Source organism: Kitasatospora sp. NPDC058478 (assembly GCF_042720345.1).
In the GTDB taxonomy this organism is placed as follows: domain Bacteria; phylum Actinomycetota; class Actinomycetes; order Streptomycetales; family Streptomycetaceae; genus Kitasatospora.
This window is the reverse complement of record NZ_JBHXML010000059.1, coordinates 54,147-68,030: the sequence shown is the minus strand read 5'-3', so window position 1 is coordinate 68,030 and position 13,884 is coordinate 54,147. Positions and strand designations below refer to the sequence as shown.

Annotated in this window: 14 protein-coding genes; 10 read left to right on the top strand and 4 right to left on the bottom strand. The window is 74.1% G+C overall.

Annotated elements, in window-relative coordinates; all coding sequences use genetic code 11:
• Window positions 1-142: 142 nt before the first annotated feature.
• Entirely contained in the window at window positions 143-340 is a 198-nt protein-coding gene (locus ACFWPT_RS29045; protein ID WP_159398428.1) for a hypothetical protein, read from the bottom strand.
• 378 nt (window positions 341-718) lie between these two features.
• Between ACFWPT_RS29045 and ACFWPT_RS29040 the strand changes: the two genes are divergently transcribed.
• The 4 genes from ACFWPT_RS29040 to ACFWPT_RS29025 all read left to right on the top strand — a co-directional run bounded on the left by ACFWPT_RS29040 (window position 719) and on the right by ACFWPT_RS29025 (window position 5,427).
• Window positions 719-1,678 (top strand): LysR family transcriptional regulator, encoded by a 960-nt coding sequence (locus ACFWPT_RS29040; RefSeq protein WP_380371196.1) that lies wholly within the window; start codon window positions 719-721, stop codon window positions 1,676-1,678.
• Window positions 1,679-1,915: 237 nt separating this feature from the next.
• On the top strand, window positions 1,916-4,597 hold the full coding sequence (locus ACFWPT_RS29035) for a collagenase (protein ID WP_380485348.1): 2,682 nt from the start codon (window positions 1,916-1,918) through the stop codon (window positions 4,595-4,597).
• Between the two features lie 174 nt (window positions 4,598-4,771).
• Window positions 4,772-5,008 carry a toxin-antitoxin system HicB family antitoxin gene (locus ACFWPT_RS29030; protein ID WP_063347592.1) on the top strand — a complete coding sequence of 79 codons (237 nt, stop codon included), beginning with the start codon at window positions 4,772-4,774 and terminating at the stop codon, window positions 5,006-5,008.
• Window positions 5,005-5,427 (top strand): hypothetical protein, encoded by a 423-nt coding sequence (locus ACFWPT_RS29025; RefSeq protein ID WP_063347591.1) that lies wholly within the window; start codon window positions 5,005-5,007, stop codon window positions 5,425-5,427. The genes ACFWPT_RS29030 and ACFWPT_RS29025 overlap by 4 nt, the downstream gene beginning before the upstream one ends.
• A gap of 90 nt (window positions 5,428-5,517) precedes the next feature.
• On the opposite strand, the gene ACFWPT_RS29020 is transcribed toward ACFWPT_RS29025, so the two are convergent.
• Entirely contained in the window at window positions 5,518-6,387 is an 870-nt protein-coding gene (locus tag ACFWPT_RS29020) for a GNAT family N-acetyltransferase (RefSeq protein ID WP_380485346.1), read from the bottom strand.
• 302 nt (window positions 6,388-6,689) lie between these two features.
• On the opposite strand from ACFWPT_RS29020, the gene ACFWPT_RS29015 reads away from it, so the two are divergent.
• The 6 genes from ACFWPT_RS29015 to ACFWPT_RS28990 all read left to right on the top strand — a co-directional run bounded on the left by ACFWPT_RS29015 (window position 6,690) and on the right by ACFWPT_RS28990 (window position 12,146).
• Window positions 6,690-7,646, top strand: a complete 957-nt coding sequence (locus ACFWPT_RS29015) for a RimK family alpha-L-glutamate ligase (RefSeq protein ID WP_380485344.1) — start codon at window positions 6,690-6,692, stop codon at window positions 7,644-7,646.
• On the top strand, window positions 7,643-8,461 hold the full coding sequence (locus tag ACFWPT_RS29010) for a RimK family alpha-L-glutamate ligase (RefSeq protein ID WP_380485342.1): 819 nt from the start codon (window positions 7,643-7,645) through the stop codon (window positions 8,459-8,461). The genes ACFWPT_RS29015 and ACFWPT_RS29010 overlap by 4 nt, the downstream gene beginning before the upstream one ends.
• A 174-nt stretch (window positions 8,462-8,635) precedes the next feature.
• Window positions 8,636-9,466, top strand: a complete 831-nt coding sequence (locus tag ACFWPT_RS29005; RefSeq protein ID WP_380485340.1) for a putative RNA methyltransferase — start codon at window positions 8,636-8,638, stop codon at window positions 9,464-9,466.
• 94 nt (window positions 9,467-9,560) lie between these two features.
• Entirely contained in the window at window positions 9,561-10,913 is a 1,353-nt protein-coding gene (locus ACFWPT_RS29000; protein WP_380485338.1) for an AAA family ATPase, read from the top strand.
• A gap of 78 nt (window positions 10,914-10,991) precedes the next feature.
• Window positions 10,992-11,357 (top strand): nucleotide pyrophosphohydrolase, encoded by a 366-nt coding sequence (locus ACFWPT_RS28995; protein WP_380336988.1) that lies wholly within the window; start codon window positions 10,992-10,994, stop codon window positions 11,355-11,357.
• A gap of 165 nt (window positions 11,358-11,522) precedes the next feature.
• Window positions 11,523-12,146, top strand: coding sequence for a DUF6099 family protein (locus tag ACFWPT_RS28990; protein WP_380485336.1), 624 nt, complete (start codon window positions 11,523-11,525; stop codon window positions 12,144-12,146).
• Here ACFWPT_RS28990 and ACFWPT_RS28985 read toward each other — a convergent pair.
• Window positions 12,089-12,328, bottom strand: coding sequence for a hypothetical protein (locus ACFWPT_RS28985; RefSeq protein ID WP_380371214.1), 240 nt, complete (start codon window positions 12,326-12,328; stop codon window positions 12,089-12,091). The genes ACFWPT_RS28990 and ACFWPT_RS28985 overlap by 58 nt on opposite strands.
• Window positions 12,329-12,776: 448 nt before the next feature.
• On the bottom strand, window positions 12,777-13,766 hold the full coding sequence (dapD, locus tag ACFWPT_RS28980) for a 2,3,4,5-tetrahydropyridine-2,6-dicarboxylate N-succinyltransferase (protein WP_063347584.1): 990 nt from the start codon (window positions 13,764-13,766) through the stop codon (window positions 12,777-12,779).
• Window positions 13,767-13,884: the final 118 nt, after the last annotated feature.

The following is a 13,884-nucleotide window of genomic DNA, read 5'->3' as shown; positions in this document are numbered from 1 at the left end:
AGCGGGGCGGGGCGCGCGGTCGGCGGGGGGGGGCGCGGCGGTCCGGGGCTGCCCGCCGCAGCCGGGCCCCGGCCGCCCCCGTCGCCGGCGGCGCCCCCGCCCCCGCGGGCCCCCCCCTCCTCGCCGTTCCGGTGCGGGACGGTCAGGGCCGGTTGTGCTCCTCCTCGTCGGCGCTGTGCGGAAGGTCGATCCCGTGCTGGGCGGCGAGCCGGAGCAGTCCGGCGATCCGGCCCTCGTACGCCTGGACGCCGTCGGCGTCCCCTTCGGCCCGGGCCGCTGCGAGGTCCCGGCGGGCCTGGGCGAGCTGCTCGCGCAGCTCCTGGTCGAACATGGCTGTCATTGCCGGCCTCCAGACCGGTCGGTGCCGCTCCGCGGAACGCTCAGGAGAGTTCAGAGTCTCGGAAGGTGAAGAACTCTTCAAGTCTCGCTCGCCCCGGCGGGGCGGCGTCGGGCGGCATTGGGCGGGGTGGCGGGTGCGGGCAGGGCGGTCGCCGGGGTGTGGGTCAGGGAGTGGTCAGGGGGACGCAATGCGCCGGTAAAGGCGGTTGCCGGCGCCGCCGTTCGGCTCCCGGAGGGGGCTTGACGAGGTGATTCGCGCGGGGCGAAGGTGAGCGGCCGACATGTCATGTGTGCTGTTGCACAGCCACCGCCGGGGCCGCACCCTCCCGCCCGGAGCGGTCGGCCGGGAGGGTGCGGCCCTTGCGTGAGGGGGAGGGTCATGGAGCTGGAACTGCGGCACCTTCGCGTGCTGTGCGCCATCGCCGACACCGGGAGCGTCGGCAGGGCCGCCGTCCTGCTCGGCGCCTCGCAGCCCGCGACCAGTACGCAACTGCGCCGGATCGAACGCCACCTGGGCGCGCCGCTGTTCGAGCGCACGGCCGTGGGCGTCGCGCCGACCTGCTTCGGCGTCGAGGTGGTGGCCGCCGCGCGCGACCTCCTCACCCGCGCCGACTGCCTCGGCCGCCGCCCGGCGGCCCCCGGCGAGCCGGCCCGCCAGGAGCTGCGCCTGGCCGCGACCATCTCGCCGATCCTGCCCGGACTGGTCACCAGGGCCCGGCACCAGCGGCCCGACCAGCGCTTCACGGTGACCTCCGTCTACCGCTCGTCGGACATCGTCGACCTGCTGGAGCAGGGCGACGCGGAGGCCGCCGTGGCCGTCGACTACCCGGGCCGGGAACTGCGCCACTCGCCGGCCGTCGCGCACCGCGGCATCGTCACCGAGCCCGCCTTCGTCGCACTCCCGGCGGGCCACCGGCTCCGGCACCGCACCGAGATCGCCCTGGTGGACCTGGCCGAGGAGGACTGGTTCCTCACCCCCGACGACGGGGCCGGCTGGCACGGCGTGTTCTACGGCGCCTGCGCCGCGGCGGGCTTCACCCCGGCGACCGTCCACGAGTTCCTCGGCGGCCGGCTGGAGCTGCAGGAGATGATCTCCGCCGGGCTCGGGATCTCCGTCGTCCAGGCGACCACCAGGCCGCTGGCCGAAGTGGTGGTCAAGCCGCTCGCCGGGACGCCGATCTGGGTCCGCCACCTGCTGGCCTGGCGGGCCGTCGGGGTGAGCGGCGAGGTGGTGGAGACGCTGTTCGGCGCGGCGGCCGCGGCCTACCGGGACCTGATCGCCAGTTCGCCGACCTTCCAGGCCTGGGCGGCGCGGACGTACCGGCCGGTCCGGCCGTAGGGAGGCCGGGTCGGGGGGCGGGACGGTCGGGTCCGGCGGTGGAGAGGCTGGGTCAGGCCGTGGTGCGAGGCGGGGGCGGGCGGGCGGTCCCGGTGGGGCGGTGTTATGCCGGACGCGGTAGATGTCATATGACCTGTGACATTGTTCTGGCGGGTCGCCCGATGGCAGGATCACGTCGACTTCCCCCATGCCTCGGCAGTCGTCCAGTCGCCTCCCCCACAGGAGAAGGACCCCGCAGTGCGCCTTCGCATACCCCTCCCCACGCTCATGGCCGGCGTCGTCGCCGGCTGTGCCACCGCCGCCACCCTGCTGCCGGTCCCCGCGCTCGCCGCGTCCGGACCGGCCGCCCAGCCGCCGGCCGGCGCCCGGTCGTCCGCCGCCGCCCCGGCGACGGCCGACGCCGCGTCGGCCGTCCCGAAGCCGCTGGGGGCCTTCCTCGCGGCCGATCCCTCCGAGGCCGCCGCCCCCGCCGCCAAGCCGCTGCCGCCGGCGCTGCTGGGCCAGGTCGTGATGGGCCAGCCGGCCGGCACCGCCGTGCAGACCGCGCCCCGTCCGGCCCAGCCGCACGCGCCCGCGGCCAAGCCGGGCAACTCCGCGGCCCAGCCGGGCAGTTCCGCCCGCGCCGCTGCCGGTTCGGCCGGTGCCGTCGCTGGTACGGCCCGCGCCGCCGCTGGTACGGCCGGTGTCGCCGCGCCGAGTTGCACCCCCGCCGACTTCGGCGGGCGCAGCGGTGCCGACCTGGTCTCCTTCCTCGAAGGCTCGACCACGGACTGCGTGAACACGCTGTTCAACGTCACCGGCACCGACGCGGGCAGGATCTTCAAGGAATCCCAGATGCTCACCGTCGCCAACGCCTACCAGGGCCTGGCGGCGAACTACACCGGGGACAACTCCACCGGCATCCTGCAGCTCGTGCTCTTCCTGCGGGCCGGGTACTACGTCCAGTCCAACAACGCGGACGCGGTCGGCCCCTACGACGCGGCACTCACCGCCGCCTCCAAGGCCGGGCTCGACGCCTTCTTCGCCGGCCGGCACTGGACCGACGTCACCGACAACAACGGCACCGTGCTCAACGAGGTGCTGGTCCTGACCGACAGCGCCAACCTGCAGGGCAGCTACCTGGGCGTCTACAAGCAGGTGCTGACCAGCTACAACAACTCGTACAACGCCTTCCCGAAGATGCTCAAGGCGGTCAACGCCGTGCTGTCCGCGCCGCTGTGGCGGGGCAACTGGAACAGCGACTTCGTCAGCGCGGTCGGCGCCGACCCGAGCATCGGCACCGTCCTGGGCGACTTCGCGCTCAACCACAAGGACCTGCTCGGCACCGCCAACGCCTACCTCGACGTCAACGCCGGCAACGACCTCGGCCGGATGGCCGGCGACGGCCCCGTCGTCGAGGCCGCGGTCAAGGGGAAGGTCAAGGCGGTGCTCGACGGCGCCCAGATCACCGGCGTCACCGGCCCGTTGTACGTCCACACCGCCTACCAGGCCAACGCCTTCGACCCCGGCCAGTGCTCGTACTACGGCACCTGCGACCTGCCGGCGAAGCTGACCGCGGCGGTGCTGCCGAACCAGCTGGTCTGCGACAACCGCACCATCCTGACCGAGTCGCTGTCGCCCGCCGACCTGGCCGCCGTCTGCACCAGCCTGCGCGGCGAGGACACCTTCTTCCACAACCTGGTGAAGGACAACGGCCCGGTCAACCCGTACGGCAAGAACATGACCCTCGCGGTCTTCGCCAACCAGGCCGACTACCTGAACTACTCCTGGGCGATCTTCGGGAACTCCACCGACAACGGCGGCCAGACCGTCATGGACCCGACCGACCCCAACAACCGCGCCGTGTGCGTGATGTACCAGAAGTCGTGGAACGACGGCTTCACCGCCAACGTGTGGAACCTCAACCACGAGTACACGCACTACCTCGACGGCATCTACGACATGAAGGGCAACTTCTCCACCGAGATCTCCGTGCCCGACATCTGGTGGATCGAGGGCGTCGCCGAGTACGAGTCCTACGCCTACCGCGGCACCACCGACACCCAGGCGATGGCCGAGGCCGCCAAGCACACCTACAAGCTCAGCACCGTCTTCCAGAACACGTACGGCAACTCGGACTCGGTGCGCACCTACCCGTGGGGCTACCTCGCCGTCCGGTACATGTTCGAGAAGCACCCGGCCGACGTCTACGCCATGCTCGGCCACTTCCGCACCGGTGACTACCAGGGCGGCTACGCGGTCTACAACGGCATCGGCACCGGCTACGACGCCGACTTCGACGCCTGGCTCGACGGCTGCGCCGCCGGCGCCTGTTACGCGGCCGGCCCGACCGCGCTGTTCGGCCAGGCCGTCAACGGCGCCACCGTCACGCTGACCGACAAGTCCGTCCAGACCGGCCCCGGCCAGATCACCGCCTGGCACTGGACCTTCGGCGACGGGACCTCCTCCGACCAGCGGAACCCGAGCCACGGCTACGCCGCCGCGGGCACGTACACCGTCGCCCTGACCGTCACCGACGCCACCGGCAGGACCGCCAGCACCCCGGCCTCGGTCACCGTCACCACCGGCACCGGCGGCGGCACCACCCTGCCGACCTGCATCGACCCGCGCACCGACGCGCTCGGCCAGAACTGTTCCCGGTCCAACCTCACCGCCACCGCCGGCGGGCTCGACTACCTGTACGTCTACCTGCCGGCCGGCGTCAGCACCCTGAAGATCAGCACCTCCGGCGGCACCGGCACCGCGTACCTGTACTACAACGCGGACACCTGGGCCTCGCCGAACGCCTTCACCGCCTCCTCCACCAACGCCGGCAGCACGCAGAGCATCACCGTCACCAACCCGACGGCCGGCTACCGCTACATCAGCCTCTACGCCAACACGGACTTCAGCGGGGTGACGGTCAGCACCCAGTTCTGATCCGGACCCGCGTTCGCTCCCGGACGGCCACGCCTGCGGCACCCTGCCGCGGGCGTGGCCGCCCGGCGTCCGTGCGGGGAACGTCCGTGGGGGGGCACGTCTGTGGGGGTGGGCGCTCCGTCCGGCGTGCGTGCGCCCTTGTTGTGCTAGCACTTCAGCGCTAGCTTGAGATTCATGGGTAAGAAGCAGCTGAACGTCCGGGTGGACGCCACGACCGCGGAGATGGCCCGGGAACGGGCGGAGCAGCAGGGGATCAGCATGAACCAGTACATCGAGCGCCTGGTCCAGCAGGACATGGGCGAGGCGGGGCGGGCCTTCGTCGACGCCGCCGCCCAGTTCATGAAGGAGTACGAGACGGCCTTCCTGGCCGAGTTCGCGGAGCCGGGCGACCTGAAGGACGTGCGCCGTTGAAGCTGGAGGTCGACCTCTCGTGGCTGCTCATGACCGCCGAGCAGTACACGCCCGGTGACCCGCAGGTCACCGACTACGGGTCGTTGCTCGCGGCCGTCGCCCGGCACCAGGCCGAGATCTTCGACATCGACGTCTACCCCGAACCGCAGGACCGCGCCGCCGCCCTGATGCACCAGCTGATCCGGGTGCCGGCCCTGGAGAAGACCAACGAGCTCTACGCGACCGCCGCCGCCTACGCCTACCTCGTCGCCAGCGGCTGCACCGTCGCCACCACCGCCCGCGAGGTGCGCAGCCTCGCCCGGGCCATCCGGGAGGGGCGGCTCGGCGTGTCCGGGGTCGCCGAACGACTGGCGGGGTGGGTCGTCGACGAGGCCGAGGGGGAGGGCGTCAGCGGGGCGGAGGACGAGGACGACGACTGACCGGGTGGGCTCCTGCCCGGTCGCGTCGTCCTCGTCGTCCGTTCCTGAGGGCTCTCGTTGGTGTGGTTGGGGGGTCGGCCGGTCTGCGGGTCAGTCGCCGGGCCGGTCCGGGGCCGGCTCGGCGATCAGGGCCGTCGCGAACGGGCGGAAACCCGCCCGGCGGTAGATCCGGGCGACCTCCTCGTCGGCGGCGGACAGGAACACCGTCCGCACGCCGTTCGCCCGCGCGTGCGCGACCAGGGCCGCGGTGACCGCCAGACCCAGCCCGCGCCGCCGCGCAACCGGCAGCGTCCCGACCCCGGCCACCTCGGTGACCGCGCCCACCGGATTGTGCTGGCCCGCGCACAGCGCGGAACCGTCCTCCACCGCGGCGGCCAGCACGGTGGCGCCGTCGGTGATCCGCCGTGCGATCCGCCCCACCGCGCCCTCCGCCGTCAACTGCCCTGCGGCCTCGGTCAGTTCGGCCGCGCCCACGGCGCCCACGCCGGTGCCCGGCTCGGCGAACGCCAGGTGCGGAACGGCGACCGCCGACGCCAGCTCCGGCGCATCCGCGCCCAGGACCTCCACCCGCACCTCCTCCGGCAGCTCGGGCGCCGGGGCCGGCTCGTCCTGCGGGCCCAGCACCAGCAGCGGGTGCTCGTGCACCGCGAGCCCGGCCGCCTCCACCGCGGCCCGCAGCTCCGGACTCCGCTCGGCCACCCACTCGAAGGCCTCCGGCTCGCCCAGCTCCCGCTGGCGGGCCAGCACCCGCAGGACGTCCTCGGCGGTGGTGGCGGGGCCGTCGTGGTCGAGCGTGGGGCGGGCGTAGTAGGGCCAGCCCGCGCCCTCGCGGACGAACAGGGTCAGCGGGCCGAAGTCCTCGGCCCGTGCGGCGCTGCGCGGCACCGCGTCGTAGTAGCGCTCGATCGCGTCGAGGAGGGAGTGGTCGGGGGCATGATCAACAGAAGTCACGGCGTGCATCCAAGCAGGGGCGTCGGCGGCCCGCCACCGCATTGTTCCCGGGCTTCGTGCCGGGGGCGCCGGTGACGGTGTGACGGACGGTGGCGGTGCCTCGTGCCGGGGGCGGTGGCGGGCGGCGGCGGTGCTTCGTGCCGGGGGTGGCGAAGGGCCGGGGCGGTGCGGGCGCCTGATTGTTGCTGAACGCTTACCGGCTCGCAGCGATCTTGTGCGTATACCGCGTGGCATGCTGATGCCTTTACAGCTCTGCCGAAGGGGGACGGCGGACGTCCGCACTCGGCTTGGCAAGGGGGGAAGACAGGCCCATGAGGCTCTGCTTTCTGGTGGAGGAGCACTACCGGCACGACGGCATGCCGCTCGACGTGGCACGCCAGCTCACCGCATGGGGGCACCGGGTGGACGTGCTGCGCCCCGGGGACTCGCTGATGGCGATATCCGAGGCGATCCGGGCCGGCAGCCACGACGCCTGGGTGCTCAAGACCGTCTCCGGCGGGCCCGGGCTCACCCTGCTGGACGCGGCCGCCGCCGTCGGCCTCACCACCGTCAACGACGTCCGCTCCATCCGTGGCGTCCGCGACAAGGCGCTCGCCTCCGTCATCGCCAGCACCCGCGGCCTGCCCGTCCCCGTCACCTACGCCACCGCCCGCTGGGAACGGCTCGCCGAGATCCCGGCCGCCGAGTACCCGCTCGTCGTCAAGCCCGCCGACGGCAGCTCCGGGCGGGCCGTCCGGCTCGTGCCCAGCCCCGACCACCTCCTCGACCTCGGCCCCGAACTCGCCGACGAGGGGCTGTTGATCGCCCAGCCCTACGTGCCCAACTCCGGCACCGACCTCAAGGTGTACTGCGTCGACGGCGAGCTCTTCGCGACGGAACGTTCCTCCCCGCTCCACCCCGGGCAGGACGTACGCGAACGGCAGGTCCCGTTGCCCGGGGAGGTCGCGCGGATCGCGGCGCAGGTCGGTGAGGTGTTCGGGCTCGACCTGTACGGCGTCGACGTGCTGCTCGGGCCGGACGGGCCGGTGGTCGTCGACATCAACGACTTCCCGAGCTTCCGCCAGGTGCCGGACGCGGTCGCCAGGGTCGCCCGGGCGGTGCTGCGGCTCGCGCGCAGCGGGACGGCCGTGTCGGCGCCCGCGCCCGCACTGGTGCCGGCGGGCGGTGGCGCGGGGTACGGGCAACTTGGCTTCGGTGGTGGAGAGTTCGGCGGAGCCGGCTTTGACGGGGCCGGCTTGGGTGGGGCTGGCCTGGGCGGGGCGATATGAGGATCGGCCTGATCACCGCCGACCCCGGACACCCGGTGCTCGCGGCGACCGCCGCCCTGCTGGCGGACCGGCACGAGGTGACGATCGTCGACCCTGCTGGACCGGCAGGGCCGGCGCTCGCCGACGTCTATCTGCTCAAGGCCCACACCCGTCGATCCCTTTCACTCGCACAAGAGTTGGAGCGGCGCGGGGCGCCCGTCATCAACTCGGCCGCGGCCACCGAACTCTGCCAGGACCGGGTGCGGATGGCCGAACTCGCGCGCGCGGCCGACCTGCCCTTCGCGGCCACCCGCGACGCCGGGCGGCTCGCCGAACTCGCCGAACTCGCCGATCCCGCCTACCCGTTCGTCGTCAAGAGTCGGCACAGTCGGCGCCACGACCTGGTCGCCCGGGTCGACGGCCCGGCCCGGTTGCGCGAACTCGTCGCGCGCTGGCCCGACGAGCCCGTCGTCACCCAGCCGTTCGTCCCGGGGACCGGCTGGGACCAGAAGCTGTGGGTGATCGACCGGCAGGTGTTCGCCGCCCGGCGGCGGTCCGAACTCGCCGACAGCGAAGGGGAGTCGGGGCAGGGACAGGACTGGGAACCGCCCGCCGACCGGGCCGCCCTCGCCCTGCGCGTCGGCGAGGTGTTCGGGCTCGACGTCTACGGCGTCGACCTGCTCGACGGGCCCGCCGAACCCGTCATCGTCGACGTCAACGCCTTCCCCGGCATCCGTGGCCGGCCCGGCGCGCCCGAGGCGCTTGCCGCCCTCGCCCTGCGCGTCGCGGCGGAGCGCGGGCGCGGGCGCGCAGGGGCGGGGCCGATAAGCGGGTAGCGGCGGGGCCGATAGGCCGGGCAGCGGGGCCGTCGGGGTCGGCGGACCCGGGGCGAGGTCGGCTGGCCGGGCAGGCCGTCGGGGTCGGGCGGGGTCGTTAGGCTGGTTACTCAGGGCCACCGGACCCGCGAAACCCCCGGGCACCCGGGCTGAACGGCGAGAGAAGACGGAACGTTGCTGCAGGACATCGAGCACTACCTGGCCTGCCCCCACTGCGCGCAGGCCCTCACCCGGCACGAGCGCGCCCTGCGCTGCCCCGCCGGCCACAGCTTCGACCTCGCCAAACAGGGCTACGTCAGCCTCCTCGCCGGCGACGCCCACACCGGCACCGGCGACACCGCCGAGATGGTCGCCGCCCGTGCCGACTTCCTCGCCGCCGGCCACTACCGGCCCATCGTCGCCGCCCTCGCCGAGGCCGCCGCGGCCGCCGACCCCGAAGGCCTCGTCGCCGACCTCGGCGCCGGCACCGGCCACTACCTGGCCCACGTCCTCGACGCCCTGCCCGGCCGCGTCGGCGCCGCCCTCGACATCTCCAAGTTCGCGCTGCGCCGCGCCGCCAAGGCCCACCCCCGGATCGGTGCCGTGGTCTGCGACGCCTGGCGGCCGCTGCCGCTGCGCGACGCCTCCGCCGGGCTGATGCTCAACGTCTTCGCCCCGCGCAACGGGCCCGAGATCCGCCGCGTGCTGCGCCCCGGCGCCACCCTGCTGCTGGTCTCGCCCACCGCCCGCCACCTGCGCGAACTCGTCGGCGCGCTGGGCCTGTTGTCGGTCGACGAGGAGAAGCAGCGGCGGATCGACGAGAAGCTCGGCCCCTACCTGACCCCTGCCGGGCAGCGGCAGGTCGAGTTCACCCTGCGGCTCGGCCCGGACGACGTGCGTACCGTCGTCGGCATGGGCCCCAGCGCCTGGCACACCGACCCGGACCGCCTGGCCGCCGCGCTCGCGGAGCTGCCGGACCCGGTCGAGGTGACCGCCTCCGTGACGGTGGCCGCCTACCGGCGCTGAACGTCGGGCGCGCGCGGGGTGTGGCCGCCACGTTGGGATGAATCTGCTGAGCAGGCACGTTTCTGCCGACCGGCCTGCGGCTAACGTCCGACGGGTGAACCGCGACGCCACCCGGCCCGCCGCGCCGGCCCACCCCCGACCGAGCGCCCCGGGGCCCGATCGGCCATCCGTAACACGTCCCACCGTCGAGGAGCTCCGGCTCACCTCGTTCAAGTCCTACCGGCGCGCGGTCCTGCCGCTCGCGCCCCTCACCGTCCTGCACGGGCCCGCCGGCGTCGGCAAGTCCAACGCCCTCGACGCACTGGCCGTGCTCTCCCGGCTCGCCCTCGGAGAGGAGATCGCCGACTCCTTCGACGGACTGCCCGACCGCACCGGCCCCCTGGCCAAACCCGTCCGAGGCGGCCTGACCGGGTGCGTCCCGCACGGGCGCGACGCCGTCATCCTCGGCTGCACCGTCCGCTCCCCGCACGGCCGCATCCGGCTCGACGTCGTCGTCCGCACCGACGGCCCGGTGCGGATCGCCCGCGAATCGCTCACCCTGGACGGCCGCACCCTCGTCGACACCGGCGAACAGGACGTCCGCAAGCGGCGCGTCAACGTCTGCTGGCACAACGACACCCGCCAGGGCGACATCCGGGCGCCCTTCCCCAGCGGCACCATGATCACCGCGCAACTGCCGCTCCGGGTGGCCGGCTCCTCCCCGGGCGAACGGCAGGTCCTCGCCGCCACCGAGGACCTGCTCACCGCGCTGCGCGAGGTCTTCCCCGTCCACCCCGTCCCCGCCCTCATGCGCGGCTGGGCCCGGCCCGACCCGCAGGCCCGGCTGCGCAGCAACGCCGCCAACATCTCCGCCGTCCTCGCCCGGCTCGGCAACGAATGCCCGCGCCGCTACGGGCAGCTCCTGCGCGCCGTCCAGTCCGCCGCCCCGCACCCGCTGCTCGGACTCTCCCTCGCCCACCGCGGCAGCGGGCCCGACCAGCGGGTCCTCGCGGTGTTCGACGAAGGCGTCCTCGGGCGCACCGGGGCCGACCAGGCCTCCGACGGCATGCTGCGACACCTCGCGTTCGCCGCGGTGCTGCTCACCGGGGCCGGGGTGCTCGACCTCGACGTGGCCGCCGAGGTGCCGTGGGCGCACCGGCAGCTCACCGTGCTCGCCGAGGACCTCGGCGCCGGGCTCGCCACCGAACAGACCGCCTCACTGCTACGGCTGGCCCGGGACATGTCCGGGCGCAACCAGCTGCGCGTCCTCGCCGCGCTTCAGGAGCCGGCCGCGGCGCGGGAGGCGCTCGGCGCAGCCGAACCGCGGTCGGGCGCGGCCGTGCTGGTCGAGTGCCGGCGCGACCCGGACTCGGGGCACACCGTGCTGCGGCCCGAGACGACCCGGGTGCCGGCCCAGTGCGGGCGCGGGGACGGCGCGGACCCGGGGGCGGACGAGGTGGACGGGTGAGGTAGACCTGGACGGGTGAACGAACGAGTGACGAGGCCGGGGGAACCGGCCGGGCCCACCGGGCCCACCGGGCCGACCTTGGAGGCCCTGCGGCAGCGGCTGGCGGACTTCGCGGCGGCCCGGCGCTGGGAGCCCTTCCACACGCCGAAGAACCTGGCGGCCGCGCTGAGCGTGGAGGCCGGCGAACTGCTGGAGATCTTCCAGTGGTTGACGCCCGAGCAGGCGGCCGCGGTGATGTCCGAGCCGGAGCGGGCCCACCGGGTGCGGGACGAGGTCGCGGACGTCCTCGCGTACCTGGTGCAGTTCTGCACGGTGGTCGGGGTGGATCCGCTGGAGGCCCTCGCGGCCAAGATCGAGCGGAACGAGCTCCGCTTCCCGGTGCCGGACGGACCGGCGGACGCCGACCCGGACGGGGCGGGTGTCAACCCGGACGTGGACGAATAGTCCTTGTGAGGGACGGGAGTTATCCACAGCCCCGGACTTGTCCACAGCTTTCCCGATGACGGATGCGGCCTCGCCGACTTCGCCGCACGCTTTCGCCGTGACCACCTGACCGCCCCTCCGGCGGTCGTGGTCCCACGGCGACAGCGAGCGGAAGGAGTGGCGGCCATGGAGGCGCTGCGACTGATCAAGAGGGCCCGGCACGCCCTGGCCGAGGCCAGGCACGTACCGGATGTGCTGGCCGAGGCGCGGCAGGCCGCGCTGCTCACCGAGGCGGTGGGGGCCAGGCTGGCGGAGCTGGACGACGACGAGCTCACCGGGCTGGGGCAGCAGCTGTCCGAGGCCGCGGCGCACGCGGCGGTCTGCCTGGAACGCTCGGTCGTCAGGGCCGCCGTGCTGAGCGGCGGCCGGGCCGGGCGGCTCACCGAACTCGGCGAGCTGGCGCCGACCTTGGGTGCGCTGGACGGGCTGCTGCGGGACGTCGGGGAGACGCTGGTGGTGCTGGCCTGCGGGGCCGACACCGAGAGCCTCTACTGGACGTGCATCGACGGCGTGGACGCGGTGTCGGAGTGCAAGGACCTGGCCGGGCGGCTGTGGAAGGCGGCGGGCAGGTTGGAGGAAGAGGAGGGCGCGGTGCTCGGCGGGGCGCCGGCCGAGCGGGGCTCGCCCTTACTCGTGGTCCGGCTCGGCCCGCCGGACGAGGGCGGGCCGACGGGGGAGGAGCAGGCGCCGGACTATCGGGTGCCTGGCGTGGCGGGAGCGTCGGAGGAGGTGTCCGTACCGGTGGGATAGGTGGCCGGGCCGTCCTCCCGGATGCCGGAGGACTGCAACTCGGCGAGATCCGCGGACACCGAGGCGAGCAGTTCCTGCATCTGTTCCAGCAGGCTCTTCTGCGCGGCGGGCCCGGACGAGGTACCGGCGGCCGAGCCCGCCGGGCTGCTCGGGAGCTGCGGCGTGGCAGTTGGTTGGGACATGACGGGACCTCTTCGGATCGGTAGTGCGGCGTGAAGCGGCCGACGGTGGCTCGGCCCGCGCAGCGGGGGTGCCTGATGCCTCGCCACCGAGGCGCACGCCCCCGCTGCAGCAACCAACGAACCGCTCCGGCGGCCGGTCACCGCGTACCACCCGATGTGGTCCAACTCCGTTACACCGTAAGCCTCCTGGGTGATCCCGGCTTGCCGCCGCGAAGCGGCCGGGGCTAGGCGCACGAGACACACCCGGCTTGCTCGGCGCCGAGCAAGCCGGGCGCCCGACCAAGCCGGGACAGGGCCAAGGCTTCGGGCGAGAGGAAGGGAGGGGAGGGCGGAAGGGAGGGGAGGGGGGAGGGGGGGAGGGGGGCCCGCCCCCCACCGCAAGCCGGAGCACGCACTCGGGGTCCGGAGCCCGAGTCGGCTCCGGACCCCGATGGCGTGGTCCCGCAGGTCAGTTGTGGGCGTGCAGGTCGGCGTTGAGGCCGCCCCAGGAGCCGGAGCGGGCGATGACCTCGACGGCGCCGGTCTGCGAGTTGCGGCGGAACAGCAGGTTGTCCTGGCCGGACAGCTCGACGGCCTTGGCCACGGTGCCGTCCGGGGTGGTGACCCGGGTGCCGGCGGTGACGTAGAGGCCGGCCTCGATGACGCAGTCGCTGCCGAGCGAGATGCCGATGCCGGCGTTGGCGCCGAGCAGGCAGCGCTCGCCGACCGAGACGACCTGCTTGCCGCCGCCGGAGAGGGTGCCCATGATCGAGGCGCCGCCGCCGATGTCGCTGTGGTCGCCGACGACGACGCCCGCGCTGATCCGGCCCTCGACCATGGAGGTGCCGAGGGTGCCGGCGTTGAAGTTGACGAAGCCCTCGTGCATCACGGTGGTGCCGACGGCCAGGTGGGCGCCGAGGCGGACGCGGTCGGCGTGGGCGATGCGCACGCCGGACGGGGCGACGTAGTCGGTCATCCGCGGGAACTTGTCGATGCCGTACACGGCGAGCTGGCCGCCCTGGGCGCGGACCGCGAGGCGGGCCTGCTCGACCGTGTCCACCGGGACGGGGCCGATGCTGGTCCACGCGACGTTGGCGAGCAGTCCGAAGACGCCGTCCAGGTTCTGGCCGTGCGGCTTGACCAGGCGGTGGCTGAGCAGGTGCAGGCGCAGGTACACGTCGTGGGTGTCGAGCGGCTTCTCGTCGAGCGAGGCGATGGTGGTGCGCACGGCGACCACCTCGACGCCGCGGCGCGCGTCGGCGCGCAGCGCCTCGGCGGCGCCGGCGCCGAGTTCGGCCTCGGCCTGCTCGGCGGTCAGGCGGACGGTGCCGGCCGGGCCGGGCTCGGCGGCCAGGGCGGGGGCGGGGAACCAGGTGTCGAGGACGGTGCCGTCGGCGGCGATGGTGGCCAGGCCGGCGGCCACGGCCCCGTTCGGGAGGGAGGTCGATTCAGCAGTCACACCGTGCACGTTAACCAATGCGGGGCTCCGCTGCCGAACACGCCCGTCGTGCGGACGCGGCCGCCGGTCGGCAGGCCCCCGCCGTGCGTACACGGCCGCCGGCGGGCCGCGGCGGACG

What these genes read in the sequence shown, in the direction of transcription:
- ACFWPT_RS29040 (WP_380371196.1), top strand. Translation starts at nt 719, where the DNA reads ATGGAGCTGGAACTGCGGCACCTTCGCGTGCTGTGCGCCATCGCCGAC.
- ACFWPT_RS28990 (WP_380485336.1), top strand. Translation starts at nt 11,523, where the DNA reads ATGGAGGCGCTGCGACTGATCAAGAGGGCCCGGCACGCCCTGGCCGAG.
- ACFWPT_RS29010 (WP_380485342.1), top strand. Translation starts at nt 7,643, where the DNA reads ATGAGGATCGGCCTGATCACCGCCGACCCCGGACACCCGGTGCTCGCG.
- ACFWPT_RS29020 (WP_380485346.1), bottom strand. Translation starts at nt 6,387, where the DNA reads ATGCACGCCGTGACTTCTGTTGATCATGCCCCCGACCACTCCCTCCTC.
- ACFWPT_RS28985 (WP_380371214.1), bottom strand. Translation starts at nt 12,328, where the DNA reads ATGTCCCAACCAACTGCCACGCCGCAGCTCCCGAGCAGCCCGGCGGGC.
- ACFWPT_RS29015 (WP_380485344.1), top strand. Translation starts at nt 6,690, where the DNA reads ATGAGGCTCTGCTTTCTGGTGGAGGAGCACTACCGGCACGACGGCATG.
- ACFWPT_RS29030 (WP_063347592.1), top strand. Translation starts at nt 4,772, where the DNA reads ATGGGTAAGAAGCAGCTGAACGTCCGGGTGGACGCCACGACCGCGGAG.
- ACFWPT_RS29045 (WP_159398428.1), bottom strand. Translation starts at nt 340, where the DNA reads ATGACAGCCATGTTCGACCAGGAGCTGCGCGAGCAGCTCGCCCAGGCC.